The organism is Anaerobacillus sp. ABA4_114 (assembly GCF_056159065.1).
The window spans coordinates 2,065,430-2,088,243 of record NZ_JBSWUM010000001.1 but is presented as its reverse complement, the minus strand read 5'-3'; the positions used below and the strand labels follow the sequence as shown (position 1 = coordinate 2,088,243).

The 22,814-nt window shown below is 41.2% G+C and carries 18 protein-coding genes; 17 read left to right on the top strand and 1 reads right to left on the bottom strand.

From position 1 onward, the window contains the following. Positions 1-15 precede the first annotated feature (15 nt). Entirely contained in the window at positions 16-663 is a 648-nt protein-coding gene (gene msrA, locus ACXAEY_RS10475; RefSeq protein WP_474811872.1) for a peptide-methionine (S)-S-oxide reductase MsrA, read from the top strand. A gap of 45 nt (positions 664-708) precedes the next feature. Here the strand turns inward: msrA and ACXAEY_RS10470 are convergent, their stop codons facing one another. Further along, positions 709-2,943 carry an alpha/beta hydrolase family protein gene (locus ACXAEY_RS10470; RefSeq protein WP_474811870.1) on the bottom strand — a complete coding sequence of 745 codons (2,235 nt, stop codon included), beginning with the start codon at positions 2,941-2,943 and terminating at the stop codon, positions 709-711. Positions 2,944-3,032: 89 nt separating this feature from the next. On the opposite strand from ACXAEY_RS10470, the gene ACXAEY_RS10465 reads away from it, so the two are divergent. The 16 genes from ACXAEY_RS10465 (at position 3,033) to ACXAEY_RS10390 (ending at position 22,756) form a co-directional block, all read left to right on the top strand. After that, on the top strand, positions 3,033-3,254 hold the full coding sequence (locus ACXAEY_RS10465; protein WP_270182106.1) for a DUF2553 family protein: 222 nt from the start codon (positions 3,033-3,035) through the stop codon (positions 3,252-3,254). 103 nt (positions 3,255-3,357) lie between these two features. Further along, a complete protein-coding gene (locus ACXAEY_RS10460) occupies positions 3,358-5,505 on the top strand; it encodes a DNA topoisomerase III (RefSeq protein ID WP_474811868.1) in 2,148 nt (715 codons plus the stop codon). Between the two features lie 561 nt (positions 5,506-6,066). After that, entirely contained in the window at positions 6,067-7,104 is a 1,038-nt protein-coding gene (gene argC, locus ACXAEY_RS10455) for an N-acetyl-gamma-glutamyl-phosphate reductase (protein WP_474811866.1), read from the top strand. 25 nt (positions 7,105-7,129) lie between these two features. Then, entirely contained in the window at positions 7,130-8,362 is a 1,233-nt protein-coding gene (argJ, locus tag ACXAEY_RS10450; protein WP_474811864.1) for a bifunctional glutamate N-acetyltransferase/amino-acid acetyltransferase ArgJ, read from the top strand. After that, positions 8,325-9,167 (top strand): acetylglutamate kinase, encoded by an 843-nt coding sequence (gene argB, locus ACXAEY_RS10445; protein ID WP_474811862.1) that lies wholly within the window; start codon positions 8,325-8,327, stop codon positions 9,165-9,167. The genes argJ and argB overlap by 38 nt, the downstream gene beginning before the upstream one ends. Further along, the gene (locus tag ACXAEY_RS10440; RefSeq protein ID WP_474811860.1) at positions 9,151-10,317 is read left to right on the top strand and encodes an acetylornithine transaminase; all 1,167 of its coding nucleotides are present in this window, start codon (positions 9,151-9,153) and stop codon (positions 10,315-10,317) included. The genes argB and ACXAEY_RS10440 overlap by 17 nt, the downstream gene beginning before the upstream one ends. Continuing rightward, on the top strand, positions 10,314-11,393 hold the full coding sequence (locus ACXAEY_RS10435) for a carbamoyl phosphate synthase small subunit (protein WP_474811858.1): 1,080 nt from the start codon (positions 10,314-10,316) through the stop codon (positions 11,391-11,393). The genes ACXAEY_RS10440 and ACXAEY_RS10435 overlap by 4 nt, the downstream gene beginning before the upstream one ends. Beyond that, positions 11,380-14,571, top strand: coding sequence for a carbamoyl-phosphate synthase (glutamine-hydrolyzing) large subunit (gene carB / locus ACXAEY_RS10430; RefSeq protein WP_474811856.1), 3,192 nt, complete (start codon positions 11,380-11,382; stop codon positions 14,569-14,571). The genes ACXAEY_RS10435 and carB overlap by 14 nt, the downstream gene beginning before the upstream one ends. Before the next feature lie 13 nt (positions 14,572-14,584). After that, a complete protein-coding gene (gene argF, locus ACXAEY_RS10425) occupies positions 14,585-15,547 on the top strand; it encodes an ornithine carbamoyltransferase (protein ID WP_270182113.1) in 963 nt (320 codons plus the stop codon). Between the two features lie 70 nt (positions 15,548-15,617). After that, on the top strand, positions 15,618-16,835 hold the full coding sequence (locus ACXAEY_RS10420; RefSeq protein WP_474811854.1) for an argininosuccinate synthase: 1,218 nt from the start codon (positions 15,618-15,620) through the stop codon (positions 16,833-16,835). A gap of 12 nt (positions 16,836-16,847) precedes the next feature. Further along, a complete protein-coding gene (argH, locus tag ACXAEY_RS10415; RefSeq protein ID WP_474811852.1) occupies positions 16,848-18,239 on the top strand; it encodes an argininosuccinate lyase in 1,392 nt (463 codons plus the stop codon). A 342-nt stretch (positions 18,240-18,581) separates the two neighbouring features. After that, positions 18,582-18,719 (top strand): hypothetical protein, encoded by a 138-nt coding sequence (locus tag ACXAEY_RS10410; RefSeq protein ID WP_270182116.1) that lies wholly within the window; start codon positions 18,582-18,584, stop codon positions 18,717-18,719. A gap of 93 nt (positions 18,720-18,812) precedes the next feature. Continuing rightward, entirely contained in the window at positions 18,813-19,685 is an 873-nt protein-coding gene (locus ACXAEY_RS10405) for a patatin-like phospholipase family protein (RefSeq protein ID WP_474811850.1), read from the top strand. An 81-nt stretch (positions 19,686-19,766) separates the two neighbouring features. Then, positions 19,767-21,215, top strand: coding sequence for an aldehyde dehydrogenase (gene aldA, locus ACXAEY_RS10400; RefSeq protein WP_474811848.1), 1,449 nt, complete (start codon positions 19,767-19,769; stop codon positions 21,213-21,215). 110 nt (positions 21,216-21,325) lie between these two features. Continuing rightward, entirely contained in the window at positions 21,326-22,441 is a 1,116-nt protein-coding gene (locus ACXAEY_RS10395) for an aminopeptidase (protein ID WP_474811846.1), read from the top strand. Positions 22,442-22,549: 108 nt separating this feature from the next. Continuing rightward, positions 22,550-22,756: a hypothetical protein gene (locus ACXAEY_RS10390; protein WP_224882559.1), complete on the top strand. Its 207-nt coding sequence runs from the start codon at positions 22,550-22,552 to the stop codon at positions 22,754-22,756. Positions 22,757-22,814 lie beyond the last annotated feature (58 nt).

The following is a 22,814-nucleotide window of genomic DNA, read 5'->3' as shown; positions in this document are numbered from 1 at the left end:
AAGGAGTGAATGGAATTGCAGAAAACGTCAGACAAAAAACAAATGATAATCAACCATCTTCTAGGAAAAGGTATCTATAAGGAACAAGGCAAACAGCTTTACATGTTAACTCTGAGTGAGCTCGAGAAGGTATATACAGAGAAAGCTGTTCAAAATAGCAACAACACTTGGAGAAATGGAGTGGAAAGAATGGAAAAAGCGGTATTTGCAGCAGGATGTTTTTGGGGAGTAGAAGCACTATTTCAGCAGCTGAACGGTGTCGTGTCTACTTCAGTAGGATTTACAGGTGGAAGTACGATCGATCCTTCTTATGAAGAAGTCTATAAAGAACTTACTGGTCATGCTGAAGCGGTGCTTATCGAATATAATCCAGCGATTATTACGTATGAGGAACTGCTCCAAGTTTTCTTTGATAATCATAATCCCACATCTTTGAACCGTCAGGGTGAAGATGTTGGTACTAGGTATCGTTCCGCTATTTTTTATAACTCAGATTCGCAAAAGACTTCAGCAGAACTTGCACTGAACGAGCTTACTGAAGCAAAACGTTTTAAGAAGCCAATCGTAACTCAAATTGTTCCTGCAGCGAATTTTTATAAAGCAGAGGAGTACCATCAGAGCTACTTAGCAAAGCGTGGACAGTCTTCTTGTAAAATTTCATAATTTAAAAAAGAGGCTTTCCCTTTGTGGGAAGCCTCTTATATTTTATTATCGGTTAACGCCAATGTGATCTAAGAATATTTTTCCTCTTTCTGATTGATCAAATTGAAATGTTATGGAGGTAAGGGTATCTGGTTCAAACGTGTTGTTTTGTTCAATAAATGTACTCATCGGTATGTTGAACGTTTGAAGGACCGGTTCTGTAAGGGCTCCGAATCGCGCTTCTTCATAGAACTTCGTTTTTGTGTGCTGAATCGGTAGCACAGGATGCATACTCATCACATCGCTCAATTTGACACTAGCAGATTCCCCGTTTTCAGATGTGGCTGTTATTGTGAAATCCACAAAAACTTCTTCTACTTCAGATACATTCGCCGCTGCAAACGTTAAGGAGCTATCTTTCTTAAACGCGTAAGGATCTTCTAACGCTTTGGTAAACGAAAGCTTGTATGAACCATTCCTAGAGTAGTCGTGATTCCATTTAAGGTAGACGCCGTGATTATCTCTCACTTTATTTCTTCTATAGTCTAATTCACCTTCATACCATTGCAATAGGCCGTTTCCTTGCAATTCAATATAAGGGGTCGAAGCTGTGTTGACGTCAACATCCTCTTCGAATGTACTAAAAATATGATAAGAAGTATCTTCATATTTACTAATGTACGTTGTTGAAGGGAGCCAATCTAACGCATAGCGGTAATCTTCCAGCATAGGTCGGTAGGAGTTGTCGTTATTCAAGGTAGCTTCTAAAAATCCAGAAACGTATGTTTTTGCAATCTGCCTCTGTTCCTCTCCGCTGATCAAAGGCTGTTTGTTCAATAAAAGAGTGAATGGAAAGTAAGTATCGTTATCACCCCAAGTTGTATTAAACTGACCATGGTTAGCTCGGTCGATGTAGAGTGCAGACTTGATCACATCTTCACTACCTGTTAACTCGATGCCATTGAATTGTCGATCTCCCTCAAATTCAGACAGGTCACTATCATATGATCCATGCAGAATTAAGTAATTTACATCGTTCAATTCAATTTTTCGATCAGCTAACGTATGATAATCAGTCGGAGCGATCGCAATAACGCTTTGTATATTGTATTGATAGTCAAACGACTTGTAGGCGTTATTTGGATAGCGATCTAAGCGATTGAACTTCGCAGCTAAAATTGCAGCCTGACCTCCTCTTGAATGACCAGTCAATGCAATTCTTTCAAAGTCCACTTTCTTATAAAATGGCGTTCCCTCTTCTTCAGAAAGCTTCTCAATTTCTTTTAGATGTTCGAGGAGAAGCCATGCTCTTCCGTTAATATCGCCCCCTAATCCACCTGACCATGATGAATTCAAAAAATTCTCGTCTACAGAGACAGTTATGAACCCTCTACTTGCAAGCAGTTCTCCTAAATAGCTATACCCTTCATCTGAGAATTCTTCCATTTTATGATTGCCATGGACGATTAAGACGAGAGGGAATTTCCCTTTATCGTCAGGCATCCATACTCTGCCGTTTAGTGGAAGGTTCGTATCAGAAAACCCCCAAAACCATTCACGTATTGAAGACCATTCTCCAATTAGTGCTGACCCATTAACAGAGGATGTTTCAATATCGACGTTCTCTCTAAACACATCTCTGTGTTTATCAGTTCCGCTTCCATATGTAAACGTCTTAATATTGTAAGGTCCTGTTAGAGACGGATTTTCACTTACTGGTGAAAAAGATTTCTGCTGAACATCTAACCGTTCTTCAACAATTCCTGGAGTGAAAAGCCAGTAGAAGAACATTCCAGTTATTAGTGTGCCGAGCGCGAGCATAAAAATAGAAGAAGGTCTCTTAAATCCATGGACCAGTGGATAACCAAATAATCCACCGATGAGTAGGCCAGCACCAGCAAGAAAATAAGCAAGTGGAAGGATATTTTCAAAAGCTTTAAATTGATCGAGAGTATAAATGATCACTCCAACCGAAACGATTGCAGCGGATAGAAAGAACACCGGTAGTTTGATGATAAACCTCATTATGAGTCTCACGATAAAGAAAGTGGCAAACGTACCTAAAACACTAAGGAGGGAGAAGATGAGTATATCGATTCCTTTACCGAGTCCAGTATGGAAATCAAAACCTATCGAAAAGATGAGGAACATCGTCATGAACAATGCACCGTAGGATGCTCCTTTCCACGTTCGACTAATAAAGGTGTTGATATGAACTTTTAATTTAGAAAGAAAAACTCCTATTTTATTTCGTTTGTTATGTACCGTGCTGCGTCTTTCGAAGTCATGCTGTTGTTCCAACGTTACCCTCCCTTTCTCGTATCATTTCTTCATTATATCAAAGACGACTTTTGTTTAAGGTCATATTTATTAGAAAAGAGGGATATGGGATGAAAAGAATTGAGGTCACAAGTTTTGTTACAGGAAAACTTAATAAAGGTAACATCGATCTTTATAGAAATAAAGTGAAAATTGGTGAACTCAATATCAAAACAGCTGTTTATCAAGTAGATGCTTCATATGTTGTTGAAGATCACCGCATCTATGTTTTAGAAAAAGAACCAGAAGACATTAAACAATTCGTGTTCGATTGTGATTTAGGCTGGTGTTAAAAATGCTGCTGGCGTTCCAGCAGTTTTTTTATGCCCACAACGATTACGTGGTAAGCTATACTGAGATAAGGAAAGATTTCATGAAGAAGAAGGGATGTTTAGATTGGAAGCAGTATGTATTATTGCGGAAAAGCCAGACCAAGGCTCAAGATTAGCCGCTCCTTATCCCTCTGAAAAAAAACAAGGATACATCTACATTAAACCTACACCTGATTTTCCGGGTGGTGCTTATGTAACGTGGGCAGTAGGACATCTCTGCGAATTAGTCCCTCCTGAAACCTATAAGTCAGAATGGAAGAAATGGTCGTTACAGACTTTACCGATGATTCCAGAGCAATTTCAATATCAAGTTACAAAAAGTAAATGGAAGCAATTCAATGTCATAAAAGACATCGTACATAGGAAAGACGTAGGATCCATTATTCATGCAGGTGATGCCGGTCGCGAAGGTGAGTTGATCGTGAGGACGATCTTGAATCAGGTTCGCTGCAAAAAACCGATGAAGCGACTATGGATATCATCTTTAACGGAAAAAGCTGTTAAAGAAGGGTTTAGAACTTTACGGAGTGAAAGTGATACACGGAACTTGTATTTCGAAGCTTATGCACGTTCTTGCGCAGACTGGGTCGTCGGAATCAACGCATCGAGGGCATACACGCTTTTATTTAAACAGAAAGGAATCCAGGATGTCTTTTCAGCTGGAAGAGTTCAAACGCCAACTTTAGCTTTAGTTGTTAAGCGTGAAAAAGAGATCGCAAACTTCAAATCTGAACCGTTTTGGGAAGTTAAAGGGACATTCAATTACAATGGTCAAAAGGTAGTCGGAAAGTGGATAAAAGAAGATAAGACGAGAATCGATACTCCGGAGATGGCTAATGCGATCGCCTCTTTTTGTCTCAATAAACCATGCCTGGCCAGTGATGTAAAAAAAGAAAGGAAACAATATAAACCTCCTTATCTATTTCAGTTATCGTCACTCCAATCTGCAGCGAACAAGAAGTATAAGTTCTCACCGAAAAAAACACTCGATATCGCACAGAAACTTTACACAAAAGGGATGATATCGTACCCGCGAAGTGATTCAAGTTTTGTAACGACAGAGGAAGCTGCAGAATTTCCGTCAATTCTCTCTAAACTCCAGAAGCAAGACGCATATAAAGAGTTTTTTCCATTAGCAAAACAATCCATCATGAACGATAAGCGATATGTGAATGCCTCAAAAGTGAGTGATCACTACGCGATCATTCCAACGGAGCAGGTTCCTAAACTAGAAAAGCTATCTGGTGAGGAGTCAAAAATCTATGACCTTATCGCAAGAAGCTTACTCGCTGCACATGAAGATGTCGCAATCGTCGATTATACGACATTAATAACTTTAGTAGATGATCGTGCAGAATTTGTATCTAAGGGACAAGTGAAAGTTCAAGAAGGATGGCATAAGGTCATAAATTCAACGCAAAAAGACGAAGTTCTACCTCAAATCGACAAAGGGCAGGCAGGGACTGTATTATCCATGGATGTAGTAGAGGGCAAAACGCAGCCTCCGAAACGATTTACAGAGGGTCAGCTCATTACGATGATGAAAACAGCAGGAAAACATCTTGAAGATGAATCGTTAGAAAAAGTGCTTAAAGACACAGAAGGGCTTGGGACGGAAGCCACCCGTGCCGGCATAATAACGATGCTGAAAGATCGAAAATATATCGAAGTCGTAAAAAACCAGGTTTCAGCAACGGATAAAGGAATATTACTCATCGACTCGATCGGGGAAGCAGTACTTGCAAGTCCAGAAATGACTGCAAAATGGGAGCAGAGGTTAAAAGAGATTGGAAGTGGACACGCTTCACCTCAAGCTTTCATGGAATCAGTTAAGAAGCTAGCAGCCAAATTAACAGAAGATGCGATCCGATCTTCAGAGTCATGGGATACGAAAGGGATAACGATCGAACCCTCAACAACGTCCAAGAAAGCCCTGGGTAAAAAAGTCGGGACATGTCCATTATGTGGCTCAGATGTCATCGATAAAGGGAAGTTGTACGGGTGTAGCGGTTATTCCAAGAACAAATGCTCATTTACAATATCGAAACGAATCCTTGGAAAACAAGTTTCACAAACAAATGCCAAGAAAATACTTAAAGATGGTAAATCGAATATAATAAAAGGGTTAAAAGGCAAGAAAGGATCTTTTGACGCTGCATTGGTATGGAATGCGGCTGATAAGAAACTAACTTTCGAGTTTGATAGAAAATAACATGAGCACGCTCCTTTTCGAGGGGGGGGTGCTTCAGGCTATTGATAAATTCTATAGAGGTATGTCTAAAGGAATAGGAGTGAATTGCGAACGCCCCTTTCCAATGGACGGTGAGCAACCTCACACTCGTCTCGCTTGAATCGAGAAGTCTTCCGCACCTCGTTCTCGCAAGGTTAATTATCCAAATTAAGAAGTTCATTGAATTGATATGTTTTGTAAGTATAATCGTTCGGAAAGTTTATATGGTTTGAATGTTTTTTAGTAGGAGCGAATACCTCATGACTCCCGTGGTCCAACGTGCTTTCGAGACACGAAGGGGACGGTTTTTGTCCGCTTTGATGCTCGGGCGTTCGTCCACAGGAAAGCATGAGGTATTCTTGCTCCTACGTCATTGGGATCATCGTACGTCAGGTTTTCTACAAATTGAAGCACGCTCCTCATCGAGGGGCGTGCTTTTTTATTGTTTATAAAATAATTTTTAAAATATCTAAAAACCTATTGTATATATATTCTTGTGTATGTATAATCATTCAATAACAAAGATTTAAGGGAGTTGAAGTAGTGAAAGCAGGTATTGTAGGTGCAAGTGGATATAGCGGACTAGAATTGATACGAATATTGCTTCAACATCCGCACATAAAAATTGATACGATCGTATCTCCATCGAATGCAGAAATGAGAGTAGAAGAAGTGTTTCCACATCTTAAAGATCTTGTCATAGAGGAGTTCGACTCCCTTCAATGTGAGGAGCTTGCCAGTAAGGTAGACGTCGTCTTTTTTGCTACTCCTGCCGGTGTTAGCTCTGAGTCTATCCCAACGTTGCTCAAATTAGGTGTTCCGTGTATCGATTTATCTGGAGATTTCAGATTGAAGGGTGAAGGAACATACGAAGAGTGGTATAAACATACATCACCACCAAAAGAGGTGTTAAATAAAGCCGTGTACGGTTTGCCGGAATTCTATCGTGAAGACATTTCCACAGCAGCTTTAATTGCGAACCCAGGCTGTTATCCGACTGCGACCTTACTTGGTATTCTGCCAGTCCTAAAACGAAAGTGGGGTAACCCGGCTACGTTAATCATAGATGGCAAATCAGGGTTATCTGGTGCAGGACGAAAGATTAGCCAAACAACACATTATTCTGAAGTTAACGAGAACATATCGGCTTATAAACTCGGGAAACATCAGCACATCCCAGAGATTGAACAAATTCTGTCAGATCAAATTGAAATGGATAGTCGTGTTTCTTTCTCAACTCATCTAATCCCATTAACGAGGGGGATGATGTGCAGTATGTATATTGATTTAACTGAATCGAAAACAACAAGTGACATCATTGAACTATATCGCTCTTATTATGACAATCATCCTTTTATCCGAATTATGCCTGAAGGAAAGTGGCCAACACCAAAAGGAGTATCTGGATCGAACTATTGCGATATTGGATTTTCAGTAGACCCTAGAACAAATCGCTTAACCGTCATTTCAGTAATCGATAACTTGATGAAAGGTGCAGCAGGGCAGGCAGTACAAAATATGAATCTACGCTTCGGATTACCTGAAAAAGCAGGCTTAGAACTTACACCTGTATTCCCATGATTCTAAATTGAAAGGATTGAAAGATGTGACGATAGCAGTTAAAGAAGAAGGGCAGTTTACTATTTTAGAAAACGGTACAGTGACTTCACCAAAAGGATATGAAGCAGGAGGGTTTCATGCAGGATTTAAGCGAAAACGTAAAGACCTAGGATGGATTACCTCGCACGTTCCAGCAGTCGCTGCAGGTGTATTCACGATGAATACCTTTCAAGCCCCTCCGCTTAAGGTTACTCAAGAAAGTCTAGTTGGTGGAACCTTACAAGGGATCGTGGTCAATTCAGGGAACGCGAACGCATTTACAGGTAAGAAAGGCTTAGAAGACGCATACGAAATGAGAAAACAGTTTGCGAACATCATGAATTTGAAGGAAACAGAAACAGCCGTTACTTCTACTGGTGTTATCGGTGAATATTTGCCGATGGATGCCATTCTTAATGGAATTAATAGAATACCAGACTATAAAAATTCAACGAATGGTAACCAGTTTGCTGAGGCGATCGTTACGACTGATAAAGTTACGAAAGAAGTAGCGGTAACATGTGAGATCGATGGAAAAGAGGTCACGATCGGAGGAGCAGCCAAAGGCTCTGGAATGATCAAACCCAATATGGCGACCATGCTGGCATTTGTTACGACAGATGCAGCTGTGGAACAGAAGGCTTTACAATCTGCTCTAAATGACATAACGAATCGAACCTATAATATGATCACAGTGGACGGCGAAACGAGTACGAACGACATGGTGCTCTTAATGGCGAACGGAAAAGCAGCTAACGTGCCGTTAAATAAAAACCATTCAGATTGGTCAACATTTGTTACCGCTCTAGAATATGTCAGCCAGCAGCTAGCAAAAATGATCGCGAAAGACGGAGAGGGAGCGACTAAGTTAGTTGAAGTTCATGTGAGTGGGGCCGAAACAAAAGAAGGCGCCACAGCGATCGCAAAATCGATCGTAGGATCTAACCTCGTCAAGACTGCAATTCATGGTGCCGATGCAAACTGGGGAAGAATCGTATGTGCGATCGGTTATAGCGGTGAAACAGTTGAGGAAGAATCACTATCCATATCGATCGGACCGATCAACGTCGTCGATCACGGAATTACAACAGCTTTCAGTGAAGAGAAAGCAAAGGAATACTTAGAAAGTGAAACGATTGAGATTCATGTCGATCTTCATAATGGGAACGAAAAAGCCGTTGCTTGGGGGTGTGACCTTTCTTATGACTACGTCAGAATCAATGCATCATACCGAACGTGAGAAAAGCTATTTTGTCATTAAATGTGGAGGCAGTGTTCTAAGTGAACTACCAGAAAGCTTTTATCATGACATCGTAAAATTAAAAAAAATCTATGGTGTTCATCCAGTCATCGTCCATGGAGGCGGTCCGGAGATCTCATTGATGCTCGAGCAAGCCTCGATCGAGACACAGTTCGTAGATGGAATGAGAGTAACTTCTGAAGAGATGGTGGATATCGTTGAAATGGTCCTAAGTGGAAAAGTAAATAAGTTACTAGTTAAAAAGATTTACCAAGCTGGTGGGAAGGCAGTAGGAATAAGCGGAGTGGACGGAGCATTGTTTCAATGTGAGATCATCGACCGAGCACTCGGTCGGGTTGGGAAAGTCAATAAGGTAGATAGGATACTGATAACCCAGCTTTCTGAAGGTGGCTATATTCCGATCGTTTCACCAATCAGTATGGACCAAGGCGGAGAAACACTAAATATCAATGGCGATGAAGCAGCATCTGCCGTAGCCAAAGCATTACGAGCCCCTATTTGCCTTGTCAGCGATATACCAGGAATTTATGAAACAGTGAACGGAGAGAACGTTGTTTATCCGTGTCTAGATGAAGAAAAAATTATGGAATTGATCGAAAGTGGCGTTATTTTCGGAGGGATGATTCCTAAAGTAAAAAGCGCATTAGCAGCGTTATCTGAGGAAGTCAGTTCTGTCATTATTTTAAATGGAAAAGAAGAGCAAGCGTTACAAAAAGCCGTCGAGAATCGCTCGATTGGCACCCGAATCGTACGGAAGGAGCTAGAGGATGTCGCATCAAACTAAAGTTACAGAAAGCCTTATGAAAACATACAATCGCCTTCCGTTAACCGTAGAAAAAGGGTTCGGAAGCTACCTTTACGATACGGAGGGGAAGAAGTATCTTGATTTCACATCGGGTATTGCCACTTGTAATCTTGGCCATCAGCCTTCATTCGTAAAGAAAGCGATAGAGGAGCAGCTTAATATGCTGTGGCATTGTTCAAATCTCTACAACATCCCAAAACAAGAAGAGCTCGCAAATCTTCTTACTCAGAATAGCTGTTTTGACGAAGCGTTCTTCTGTAATAGTGGAACAGAAGCAAATGAAGCGGCGATCAAACTTGTAAGAAAGTGGAGCGGAAAAGAAGCAATCGTGACTTTTTCAAATTCCTTTCATGGTCGAACGTTAGGATCGTTATCGGCGACTGCACAACCGAAGCTTCAGCAAGGATTCGGATCCATGCTTGAAGGGTTTCATTATCTACCATTCAATGATTATGAAAGCCTCACAATGATCGAAGAGCTAAAGCCCGCCGCTGTGATGTTTGAACTCGTTCAAGGTGAAGGAGGCGTTAGACCAGCAAACAAAGATTGGATCGATCAGCTCGTTGCTACTTGTAAAAAGCATCATATCCTTCTCGTTGTGGATGAAGTCCAAACTGGTATCGGTAGGACGGGGACGCTATTTGCACATGAACAGTATGGGTTTGATCCGGACATTATCACACTTGCAAAAGGTCTAGGATCTGGATTTCCGATCGGAGCTATGTTATCAAAATCGGAAATCGCGACGGCCTTTGGCCCAGGAACTCACGGAAGCACATTTGGTGGCAATCCATTAGCAAGCGCGGCTGGGGTTGCGACAGTGATTGAAGTGATCGACCTTTTGGAAAAAGTGAAAAGCGCTTCAGAAACTCTTATGAGTGAATTACAACCATTCACGAAATACCCGGCTGTACATGAGGTAAGAGGGAAAGGGCTGCTTCTTGGAATCGAAGTAGATCATGCAGCTTCATTCATCAAGGCACTTCGAGAAAAAGGCGTACTTGTTTTACCAGCTGGGCCGAATGTAATCAGAATTTTACCTCCATTAAATGTAAGCTGTGAAGAAATAAATGAATTTATATTCGTATTGAAGCAAGTATTTGAACTGCAAGGAGAGGATCACAAATGAAGAAAGGATATCTCGTTCTAGAAAACGGTGCTGTGTTCGAAGGCGAACTAATGAATGATGAAGGAGAGGCTTTTGGAGAAGTAGTTTTTAATACGAGTATGACTGGTTATCAAGAAATTGTTTCTGATCCTTCCTATGCAGGACAGATCATTGTTTTTTGCTATCCGCAGATCGGAAACTATGGATTAAATGAGCTGGATAGTGAAAGTGAGGGGCTCTACTTACACGGAGTCGTCACAGGTGAACAGTGTGATATCCCTAGTCATTACTTATCTAAGAACTCATTTTCAAATGGACTCGAGGAAAAAAAGATTCCTTCCCTTACCGGTGTTGATACGAGAGCTATAGTAAAGCTGCTTCGAGGACATGGGACGATGAAGGGGAAGATCACATCACAAGCTCCCAATGAGATCGAAGAAGATTGGACCTATGACAATGTGTTTGTCCCGTTCGTTTCCACTAAAGAGACGAAGCATTATCCTGCTGATGGTCCTCACGTGATTTTGATGGACTATGGATATAAGAAATCGATCTTAACGTCCTTACTTGATCTAGGATGTTGTGTAACGGTTATCCCATATAACACTAGTTACGAATCCATCACTGCTCTAAAACCAGATGGCATTGTGTTAAGTAACGGACCAGGTGATCCGAAAGACTTATCAGATCAGTTCCAAACCATTAAAAAGATTAGTGAACAATACCCAACATTCGGGATCTGTCTTGGTCATCAACTTCTCGCGCTTTCACATGGTGCACAAACGAGAAAGCTTCTTTTTGGACACAGAGGTTCAAATCACCCTGTTAAGCATACAGAAACAGGGAAAGTTTATATCACTTCTCAAAACCACGGCTATGAAGTGGTGAGTGAAAGCCTTGAAAAAACCAATTTCACCGTATCGTTCACTAATATAAATGATGAAACCGTAGAAGGGTTAAAACACAACAAGCTCAGCATCCAATCGGTTCAATTCCACCCCGAAGCACATGCTGGACCTTCTGATACCGCGTTTCTGTTCAACTCATTTTTACAGCAAATTTCACAAACAGGAGAACATCATTATGCCTTTACGTAAAGAACTGAAAAAAGTCGTTATTATAGGATCTGGTCCAATCGTGATCGGTCAAGCTGCAGAATTTGATTACGCTGGAACACAGGCGTGTCTGGCACTTAAAGAAGAAGGAATCGAAGTTATTCTTATCAACAATAATCCAGCAACCATCATGACCGATTCTTCAATTGCAGATCGCGTTTATATGGAGCCAATGACACTTGAATATGTAGAAGAAGTATTGATGAAGGAACAACCCGATGGACTAATCGGAACACTAGGCGGCCAAACAGGGCTTAACCTTGCCGTTAACTTATATGAAAAAGGAATATTAGAAAAGCACAATGTCGAGCTGCTTGGAACTTCAGTCGAGTCGATTCAAAATGGTGAGGATCGCGAAAGATTCAGACAGATGATGATCGACATCGGAGAGCCGGTTCCTGAATCAAAGATCGCTCTTTCAAAAGAAGACGCGTTAACGTTCGCATCGGAAATCGGTTACCCGATTATGGTGCGACCAGCCTATACACTTGGCGGTGAAGGGGGCGGTTTTGCTGCGAATGATCAGGAATTAGAAGAAATCGTGGAGAGAGGCCTATCCCTTAGCCCAATACATCAAGTGTTGATCGAGAAAAGTATGCTTGGATGGAAAGAAATCGAATATGAAGTGATGAGAGATAAAAATGATACGTGCATGATTGTCTGTAACATGGAAAACATGGATCCGGTCGGAATTCATACCGGTGATTCAATTGTCGTCGCACCTTCACAGACGCTAAACGATTATCAGTATCAAATGCTAAGAGACGTTTCGTTAAAAGTCATTCGAGCACTGGACGTGATCGGCGGCTGTAATATTCAAATCGGTTTACATCCAGAATCGAACGATTACCACATTATTGAGGTTAACCCTCGGGTGAGTCGTTCCTCAGCACTTGCATCAAAAGCAACAGGGTATCCCATCGCCCGTATGGCAGCAAAATGTGCGATCGGTTACACCTTAGATGAATTGCCAAATCCAATAACAGGGAACACGTTCGCAGCATTCGAACCCGCTCTAGATTATCTTGTCGTCAAGCTACCAAGATTTCCATTCGATAAGTTTCCTGAAGGAGATCGCGTGTTAGGTACACAAATGAAAGCAACAGGCGAAGTGATGGCGATTGATCGTAACTTTGAAGGGGCGCTCAATAAAGCGATCCGCTCACTAGAGATCGGACGTTATGCCTTAACTGGTGAACACTATCAAAACTTACAGAATGAAGAATTACTAAAGAGCTTAACAACGCCTACAGATGAAAGATTATTCCTTATTGGAGAAGCGTTCAAAAGAGGGCTGAGCATTGAAGAGGTAAGAAACCACACGTCGATCGACACATGGTTCCTCGTAAAAATTAAAAAGGTCGTCGATACAGAATTGAAATTGAAACAAACGACTGAACCGTCTACAGAGCTGCTTGTTCAATCGAAGAAGCTAAATATTAGCGATGAGTTTATTGCTGAGGCGATCGGTAAAACAATCGATATCGTGCGTACTCAGTGTAAAGAAGTAGGAATCGAGCGAGGAATGAAGCAGGTGGATACTTGTGCAGGTGAGTTTGAAGCCGTCACACCGTATTTCTACTCAACGTACCTTGGAAAAGATGAAGCGGAGAATCAGCCTGATGCATCCATTCTTATTCTTGGGTCAGGTCCAATCCGAATCGGTCAAGGAGTCGAATTCGATTATTGCTCTGTGCATGCCACTCTCGCAGTTAAAAAATTCGGTTACCGCGCTGTCGTTATGAACAACAACCCAGAAACTGTGAGCACAGATTACTCTATTGCTGATCGTTTATACTTTGAACCACTTGCAATCGAAGATGTGCTAGCTGTTATTGAGAAAGAAAACATTGTGGGAGTAGCTGTTCAGTTCGGCGGTCAAACAGCAGTCAACCTTGCGGAGGAACTGCATGAAAGAGGTATTCCAGTCCTCGGTACGCCTGTTGAGAACATTAATAAAGTGGAAGACAGAGATCAGTTTTATAAGCTTTTGGATTCCTTAACCATTCCTTATGTTGAAGGGAAAATGGCATATGACCCTGAAGAAATGGAACAGTTAGCAGCTGATTTAACGTTCCCAATCATCGTTAGACCTTCCTACGTAATCGGTGGACAGAATATGTTTATTTTTAGAACGATGGATGAACTGAAGCGATATACGAAAAAACTTGGCTCAAGTTCAAAGAAAATGTGGCCGTTTCTATTAGATCGATTCGTTGAAGGCACGGAGTGTGAAGTAGACGTCATTTGTAATGGCGAAGAGATCGCGATTCCAGGTATTATGGAGCACCTTGAACGTGCCGGCGTTCACTCTGGAGATAGTACCGCTATCTATCCACCAATCTCGTTAACGGATGAACAAAAACAAGTAATCACCACCTATTCAGAAAAGCTATCGAAGGCACTTCAATGCAGTGGACTCATGAACATTCAATTTGTCATTAGCGAAGATACTATCTACGTGTTGGAAATCAATCCACGAGCTTCGAGAACGGTGCCGTTAATGAGCAAAGTGACGAATGTTCCAATCGTTGAATGGGCGATCGAAGCGCAGTTAAACAACGGAAGTAAGCTTCCTGAACAAGGATTATTGAAAGAAAAGCCGTATTACACCGTTAAGTTTCCAATATTCTCAAACGGTAAGTTAAAAAACGTGGATCATGTGCTAGGGCCTGAGATGAAATCAACTGGAGAAGTGCTCTCTGTCGCTTCAACGGTTACGGAAGCACTGAGTAAGGCGATTATCCCTACAGTTAAATCTAGCCTTCCAAAAGCAGTTCTATGTTCAATCAATAACGAAACGAAAGACGCCGCTCTTCTGCTACTTGATGAGCTCACAAAAAAAGGCGTCACATTATATGCAACTCCTGGTACACATAACTTTCTAGTGAGCGAAGGCGTTCAGTCTATAGAAGTTGAGAAGAATCTAACAGCGATTGAACAACTGATCAGCAAGGAGGTTGAAGCAATTATTTCGATTCCAACTATCGGACGTGAGAAAAATCGCTTAGGTTTCCAAATCAGAGCGTTAGGTACACGTTACAAGATTCCATGCTTCACACACTTAGACACACTTCAATTGATTACGTTAGGCGAACAACAGAAAACAAGCGTTACATCTATTCAAGAATGGCACGATCTTAAGCAAGTTACACAATAGGAAGGATGAGAATATGATTCAAACATATGAACAGAAAATTGAAGAAAGCTTAAAAGGAAAAGATTTCTTAACGATCAATGAGTTATCAACTGAAGAACTATTATATATCCTAAAAGTCGCAGAAGAATTAAAAGACTTACAAAAACAAGGCATTCCACATGAAGAGCTAAAAGGAAAGGTCCTTGGGATGATTTTCGAAAAGTCTTCAACGAGAACTCGCGTCTCATTTGAGGTAGCGATGCTGCAACTAGGAGGGCACGCCCTCTTTCTAAGTTCAAAAGATATTCAGCTAGGGCGAGGGGAGTCAGTTGTTGATACAGCGAATGTGTTAGCTGGCTATCTCGATGGCGTGATGATTCGAACGTATGCACACGATACGATTGAACAGTTCGCAGAAGCATCCGAGATTCCGGTAATTAACGGACTCACAGACCTCCATCATCCAGCCCAAATCCTAGCAGACCTTCTTACGATTGTAGAGAAGAAAGGGTACTTAAAAGGCCTAAAAGCAGCTTATTTTGGAGATGGAAACAACGTTGCACACTCTTTAATTGAAGGAGCAGCAAAAGTAGGAATGCATTTTACAATCGCATGTCCAGAGGGATATGAACCAGATGAAACGATCTTGTCGCAAGCGAAAGAAACTGCACAAGAAACAGGTTCTATTATTGAAGTGACGACAGATCCAGAAGTCGCGATCCAAAATGCTGATGTGATCATAACCGATGTATGGGCGAGTATGGGGCAAGAATCTGAACAAGAAGAACGTGAAGGTGTGTTCGAACCTTATCAAGTGAATGAAGAGCTATGTATAAAAGCGAATGAAAATTACATCTTTATGCACTGTCTTCCAGCACACCGCGGAGAAGAGGTTACAACAGGCGTTATAGACGGTCCACATTCCGTTGTATACCAGGAAGCAGAAAATCGTCTGCATGCCCAAAAAGCACTTTTAAAAATTTTATTAAAAAATTGATTTTTTTTGATGCAATTTGAATAAATATACGTTAGTATATATATTAATACAGAGATAGGGAGTGGATCACATGAGTAAAGAGAAACTGATTCTTGCTTATTCCGGAGGGCTAGATACCTCAATTTCAATCAAATGGCTTCAAGAGAAATACGACTATGAAGTGATTGCTCTTGGACTTGATGTTGGTGAAGGTAAAGATCTAGAAACCATTAGAGAAAAAGCGCTGAACGTTGGCGCTTCGAAAGCATATATGATCGAAGGTAAAGAATTACTTGCAGAAGAATATCTGCTACCAGCACTAAAAGCAAACGCACTATATGAAGGGAAATACCCGCTGTCTTCCGCTCTTTCACGTCCTTTAATTTCGAAACTTCTTGTAGAAGTAGCAGAAAAAGAAGGCGCAACAGCCGTCGCACACGGATGTACTGGAAAAGGAAATGACCAGGTGCGTTTCGAAGTTTCCATTCAAGCGCTGAACCCGAACCTAAAAGTGATTGCTCCAGTTCGTGAATGGGGCATGACACGTGATGAACAGATTGCCTATGCAGAAGAAAAAGGGATTCCGGTTCCTGTAAAGCTAGATAACCCGTTTTCAATCGATGCGAATATCTGGGGTCGTGCATGTGAGGCTGGAGTACTTGAAGATCCTTGGGCGGAAGCACCTGAAGCAGCATTTGATTGGACGGCACCACTCGAAATGACGCCTGATAAACCTGAATACATCGAAATCGACTTTGAAGAAGGCCGCCCAGTCGCATTGAATGATGAGCAATTAGGGTTCGTCGACTTGATCGAAAAACTAAACATCATCGGTGGAAAGCATGGAATCGGCCGTATCGATCACATCGAAAATCGTCTTGTTGGGATCAAATCAAGAGAGGTGTACGAAAACCCAGGTGCATTGATCTTGATCAACGCTCATAAAGAGCTAGAGTTCTTAACACACACACGTGAAGTATCTCAGTTCAAAACAACGATCGATCAACAAATGTCGAAGCTGATCTACGACGGTTTATGGTATTCACCGCTTCGTCAAGCGCTAGAAGGGTTCATTAACGAAACGCAAAAAGTAGTGAGTGGGAAAATACGTATCAAACTACACAAAGGAACGAATACAGTCGTTGGACGTAAATCAGAGAACTCCCTTTACAACGAACAGTTAGCTACTTATCTTAAGGGAGACATGTTCGATCATGAGGCAGCGGTAGGATTTATTAAGTTGTGGGGCTTACCAACGAAAGTAAACGCTGAAGTTCACAAAAAGCAAAAGCAAAAAGTCCATCAATAAGGAGATGTTAGTGTGTCTAAGTTATGGGGAGGACGCTTTACCAAACAAACCAATAAACTCGTTGAAGAATATACAGCTTCCATTCAATTTGATAAGGAACTAGCAGAAGAAGATATCGAAGGCAGCCTAGCCCATGTTCAAATGCTTTCAGAGTGCGGTGTGATTACAGAGGACGATATGAAAGAGATCAAGCGCGGTTTATCGATCGTCCTCGAAAAAATTCAGTCTGGCGAATTTGAATATGATGTTTCTCATGAAGATATTCATATGAATATCGAGAAAGCTTTAATCGATGAGATTGGACCTGTAGGTGGGAAACTTCATACCGGTAGAAGCAGAAATGATCAAGTTGCAACCGATATGCATATGTACCTTGTGAAAAAAGTGAAGCAGTTTATTAAGCATATTGAGCTTGTCCAAGAAGCCATCATCACCCAGGCTGAAGAGCATGTGGAAACCGTTTTGCCGGGGTATACGCACCTGCAGCGTGCACAGCCGGTTTCATTTGCTCATCACATTCTCGCGTACTTTTGGATGTTCGAACGGGATAAAAAACGATTTCAGGATAGCTTGAAGCGTGCGAACATGCTGCCACTCGGAGCTGGAGCTCTTGCTGGAACGACTTTTCCAATCGATCGACAGCGTTCCGCTGAGCTTCTCGGTTTCGATGCTGTTTATCCTAACAGTATGGATGCTGTCAGTGATCGCGACTTTATTCTGGAATTCTTATCGAATGCCTCCATGCTTATGATGCACATGTCTCGCTTATCAGAAGAATTGGTGATTTGGAGCAGCCAGGAATTTCAGTTCATCGAACTCGATGATTCTTTCTGTACAGGGTCCAGCATCATGCCGCAAAAGAAAAATCCGGATGTTCCGGAATTGCTAAGAGCAAAGACAGGTCGCGTCTACGGAAATCTATTCAGTCTTCTTACCGTCTTAAAAGGACTGCCGCTTGCTTATAACAAAGACATGCAAGAAGACAAAGAAGGAATGTTTGATACAGCGAAAACGCTAGATGGCGCACTTCAGCTTCTCGCACCGATGATCGCGACCATGACAGTGAAGAAAGAAAACATGAAAAAAGCAGTTAATGAAGATTATTCGAATGCAACCGATATTGCCGATTACCTTGTTAACAAAGGGATGACATTTAGAGAGTCACATGAAATGATCGGAAAAATCGTTCTCCATTGTATTCAGCAAAACAAGTACCTGCTGGATCTTAGTCTTGATGAGTACAAAGAGTTTACAGACTTATTTAGTGAAGATGTTTTTGAAGTCTTAAAACCATATAACGTGATGAGTGCAAGAAAAAGCTATGGTGGTACATCTCCAGAGCAAATCGTTCAACAGCTGGATTTAGCAAAAAAACACCTAAGTGTTGAAGAACCCATCACATAAAGAAAGGGCCCTACCCTTATGGATAAGACCCTCTTGAAGAAGGAAGGTTAGCTTTTGCTAATAAAGCGATGGGGTAAAACGGTAATTGTCTTTTGGAGACACCTCTTTCTAATGAAAGTAGTTAGAGCCTTGTTTTCCCAACAGAGTTGTTCAACGCGACCATCTCCCTAGATAAGTTAGCCGTAATTCCTTTTGCACTTTTAACTTCCCTCTTCAAAATATATGATGCACACATTGTTGGTTTTATATACAATCCATTTCAACTTTTTTAATTTTATTTCAGAATAGAGTAAGGTACGCGAGAGATACTATTCATGAAAGTTGGAAAGGAGGAGATTTCTTTTGGGAAGAGGGAAAGCATTCGACCATAAGAAGAAAGGCATGCAGCGAAAACGTCCTCAGCACGCAGATGAAACAGCATTTCCTAATGAAGCCTCTACCGGTCACAAAACGGTTAAAAATGAAGAGCGTGAAGAATAATCCCTGCCCTTGCAGGGGTTTTTTTCGTGTAGAGCTAAACGGAGTAATCCCTTACACTTATTATAAGAAAAAAATGTAAAAGGGGGATTATCTTTGGAATCGATCGGTTTAGTATTAGAAGGCGGCGGTATGAGGGGTGTATATACTGCTGGCGTACTCGAATACTTCATGGAGAACGAGCTTTATTTTCCTTATGTGATCGGTGTTTCTGCCGGAGCTTGTAACGCAGCATCTTATCTCTCAAGGCAGCCAGGGAGGAATAGAAAGGTCACCATCGACTATGTGAATCACCCTGAATATCTGTCTTATAAAAATTTAATAAGAAAGAAACAGCTTTTTGGAATGGATTTGATTTTTAATGACATACCAACTGAACATGTACCGTTTGATTTCGACACCTTCGCATCCACTACTGAGAAATTTATAGTTGGTACGACCGATACATACACTGGTGAACCCGTTTATTTTCAAAATGAAAAAGCACCTGATCAGCTCCTATCGATTTTAAGAGCTTCTAGTTCATTACCTTTTATGGCTCCTCCAGTGAGAGTGCAGGATAAACTATTGTTGGACGGTGGAATTGCAGATCCAATCCCGATCTTTAAATCTGAACGTGACGGTAATCATTTGAATGTCGTCGTACTAACACGGAATGCCGGGTATCGAAAGAAACGGTCCAAGTTCTCGTGGGTCATCAAACGACTGTATAAAAGAAATCCGAAGCTTGCCTCAGCCATCAATTCTAGGTATGAACGATACAATCGAACACTCGAGCATATTGAGTCAAATCCCGAACACTATTATGTCATCCAACCATCTACACCGTTAGCAGTGGATCGTATCGAACGTTCAAAAGAAAGGTTATCCCTTCTGTATGATCAAGGATATGAAGATGCGAAACAGCATCATGCAGCACTTCAAAAATGGATCGCTAGACCATTACACGCTGGAATTACTAGTATCTAAGCATACTCAAGACGTCCTTAAGGTTTTGAAATGTTTATTCCTGGGAATGTATCCTCCATCAAGACGTAGGAGGTATTGCAATTGAAACGGTATCAGCTATATATAAACGGAGAATTTACGAATAGTAACAGTGAAGAAACGATCGATGTCATCAACCCAGCGACGGAAGAAACCATTTCACAAATTCAGCTTGGGGATGAAAAGGATATCGAACGTGCCATTTCGGCTGCAAAAGCATCTCAAAAAGAGTGGGAAGCGAAAACCTCGATTGAACGAGCCGATTACTTATATAAAATTGCAGATAAAATAGAAGAAGCTAAAGATTCGTTTATCACGATGCTCACTGAAGAAAACGGAAAGACGGTAGACGCTTCGAAAGCTGAAGTAGAGCTTACGATCGATTATTTTAGATACATGGCAGGATGGGCGAGAAGATATGAAGGAGAAGTACTTCCTAGCGACCGCCCGAATGAGAACATCATGGTCTTCAAAAAGCCAATTGGCGTTGTTGGGGGAATCGTACCATGGAATTTTCCGATGTTCATCTTCGCTAGAAAAGTAGCTCCAGCTTTTGTAACCGGGTGCCCGATCATTATTAAACCTAGTCAGTATACTCCAAACACTGCATGTGAACTCACTTCAATCATCCATGAAGTCGGTTTACCAAAAGGAGTCTTCAACCTCGTGACTGGTAAAGGATCTGATATTGGAAATCCGCTCGCATCTTCACCTGATGTTGCGATGATCAGTTTAACCGGGAGTTATCCAGCAGGATCAAAAGTGATGGAGGCAGCAGCTAAAAATATCACGAAAGTCAACCTGGAACTCGGAGGAAAAGCTCCTGCAATCGTTACAAAGCATGCGAATATCGATTTAGCAGTTGAGAAAATCACGACTTCTAGAATTACGAATAACGGCCAGGCTTGTACGAATGCTGAACGGGTATATGTCCACGAAGACGTTGCAGATGAATTTATTGAAAAAATCACTCAGTCCTTTAAAGATACAAAGGTAGGCAACTCTTTGGATGAAGAAGGATGCGATATCGGTCCATTGGTTAACAAAGAACAGCTTGAATCAGTTGAGAAAATGGTGAACAATGCTGTTGAAGCAGGTGCAGTAGTGAAAACGGGTGGAAAGAGAATAGACCGAGAGAAAGGCTATTATTTTGAACCAACCGTGTTAACGGACGTTTCTCAAGATATGGAGATCATTCAAGAGGAAATTTTCGGTCCTGTCCTACCAATCGTAATCTACAGCGATTTCGATCATGTTCTTGAAGCGGCTAACGATACACGTTACGGTCTTTCATCTTCTATCTTCAGTGATAATATTCATGATGTGATGAGAGCTTCTAATGAGCTTAAGTATGGTGAAACGTACGTTAATCGTGAAAACTTTGAAGCTGTTCAAGGGTTCCACGCAGGCATGGGGCAATCTGGAATCGGTGGTGCGGATGGAAAACATGGTCTAAACGAGTACCTTAAAACGCATGTGATTTACATGGAATACGATCCAAATACGAAATAACAGAAGACCGGAGACTTTCTCCGGTTTTTGTTATTAACGAATCATTTGAAGGATAGATAACAGAGCGCTTATAATATAGGTGTAAAGTCATTAATGAAAAGAGGGAGAATATGATCGATTCTCGTATTAAGAAATTAGCAGAAAATCTTGTTCACTATTCTACAAGAATTGAAAAAGGTGAGCATGTTTTAATCGAAGCATTTAATATCGATAATTCACTTGTTCGGAGCTTAGTAAAAGAGGTACATAAAGCAGGCGGCTTTCCACATGTGAACCTTCGAGACAATCAGATTATTCGTGAACTATTATTAGAAGCGACCGAGGAGCAAATCGAAGCTTGGACTACACATGATCTTCGCCAGATGGAAGGCATGGATGCTTATATCGGTATTCGCGGCGCGGACAACATCAATGAGTTTGCTGATGTACCTGAAGCAAAAATGGCATTGTTTAATCAGGTATATAAAACAAAGGTTCATAGTAATCAACGAGTTAAACATACGAAGTGGGTTGTAATGAGATATCCTAACCCATCTATGGCTCAGCTCTCTAGTATGAGTACAGAAGCATTTGAAGATTATTATTTTAATGTTTGTACGATGGATTACGCGAAGATGAATGAAGCGATGGATGCGCTTGTGGACCGAATGAATCGTGCAGATTCTGTAAGAATCGTTTCACCTGATACGAATTTAAGCTTTTCCATCAAAGATATACCAGCAATTAAATGTGCAGGGCAACTGAATATCCCTGATGGAGAAGTATTTACCGCCCCTGTCGTGGATAGTGTTAATGGCGTGATCACGTACAATACACCATCTCCATACAATGGGTTCGTTTTCGAAAATGTTCAGCTAACGTTTGAAAATGGAAAGATTATCGATGCGACAGCGAACGATACAGAACGATTGAACAGCATACTCGATACTGATGAAGGTGCTAGGTATATCGGTGAATTCGCAATCGGAGTTAACCCGTATATTCGCGAGCCGATGAAAGATATCTTGTTCGATGAAAAGATCGACGGATCGTTCCACTTTACTCCAGGGCAATCTTATGACGAAGCACCAAACGGAAATGATTCAGCAGTTCACTGGGACATGGTGCTGATTCAAAGACCTGAATATGGTGGAGGAGAAATTTGGTTTGATGATGAATTGATAAGAAAAGATGGTAAGTTTGTACCAGACTATCTCAATGGATTAAATCCTGAAAATTTAAAGTAAGATAAGGAAGCGCATCTACGGATGCGCTTTTTTACGTACAAATGACCAATCACATTCCTGGTAGTTTGAATATAAATAAACAAATCTACTTAAGAGGAAGTGCCTTTAATGGAAATACATTGTGATGGATGTACAAAGGAGATGAGAGACTGGGAGACCATTCATATGGTGAAATTCGATAAGTGGTATGTTGGTCATTTTAACTGCTTATTGAATTTGAAAAAGAAACTTAATTTAAACAGACCGATTAAATGGGATAAATTAGAAGGAACAAAAGATAATCAAAAAGGAACGGATGGAAAAACGCAATCATAATGATTCGATTTGTATTTTATAGAGTATCATTATGACTAAAAAAGCTGTCGAGGATTCC

Bases quoted from the DNA above. Each gene is read 5' to 3' on its own strand.
- ACXAEY_RS10465 (WP_270182106.1), top strand. From the start codon at position 3,033: ATGAAAAGAATTGAGGTCACAAGTTTTGTTACAGGAAAACTTAATAAA.
- argB (WP_474811862.1), top strand. From the start codon at position 8,325: ATGACTACGTCAGAATCAATGCATCATACCGAACGTGAGAAAAGCTAT.
- ACXAEY_RS10440 (WP_474811860.1), top strand. From the start codon at position 9,151: ATGTCGCATCAAACTAAAGTTACAGAAAGCCTTATGAAAACATACAAT.
- ACXAEY_RS10435 (WP_474811858.1), top strand. From the start codon at position 10,314: ATGAAGAAAGGATATCTCGTTCTAGAAAACGGTGCTGTGTTCGAAGGC.
- carB (WP_474811856.1), top strand. From the start codon at position 11,380: ATGCCTTTACGTAAAGAACTGAAAAAAGTCGTTATTATAGGATCTGGT.
- argF (WP_270182113.1), top strand. From the start codon at position 14,585: ATGATTCAAACATATGAACAGAAAATTGAAGAAAGCTTAAAAGGAAAA.
- ACXAEY_RS10420 (WP_474811854.1), top strand. From the start codon at position 15,618: ATGAGTAAAGAGAAACTGATTCTTGCTTATTCCGGAGGGCTAGATACC.
- ACXAEY_RS10395 (WP_474811846.1), top strand. From the start codon at position 21,326: ATGATCGATTCTCGTATTAAGAAATTAGCAGAAAATCTTGTTCACTAT.
- ACXAEY_RS10390 (WP_224882559.1), top strand. From the start codon at position 22,550: ATGGAAATACATTGTGATGGATGTACAAAGGAGATGAGAGACTGGGAG.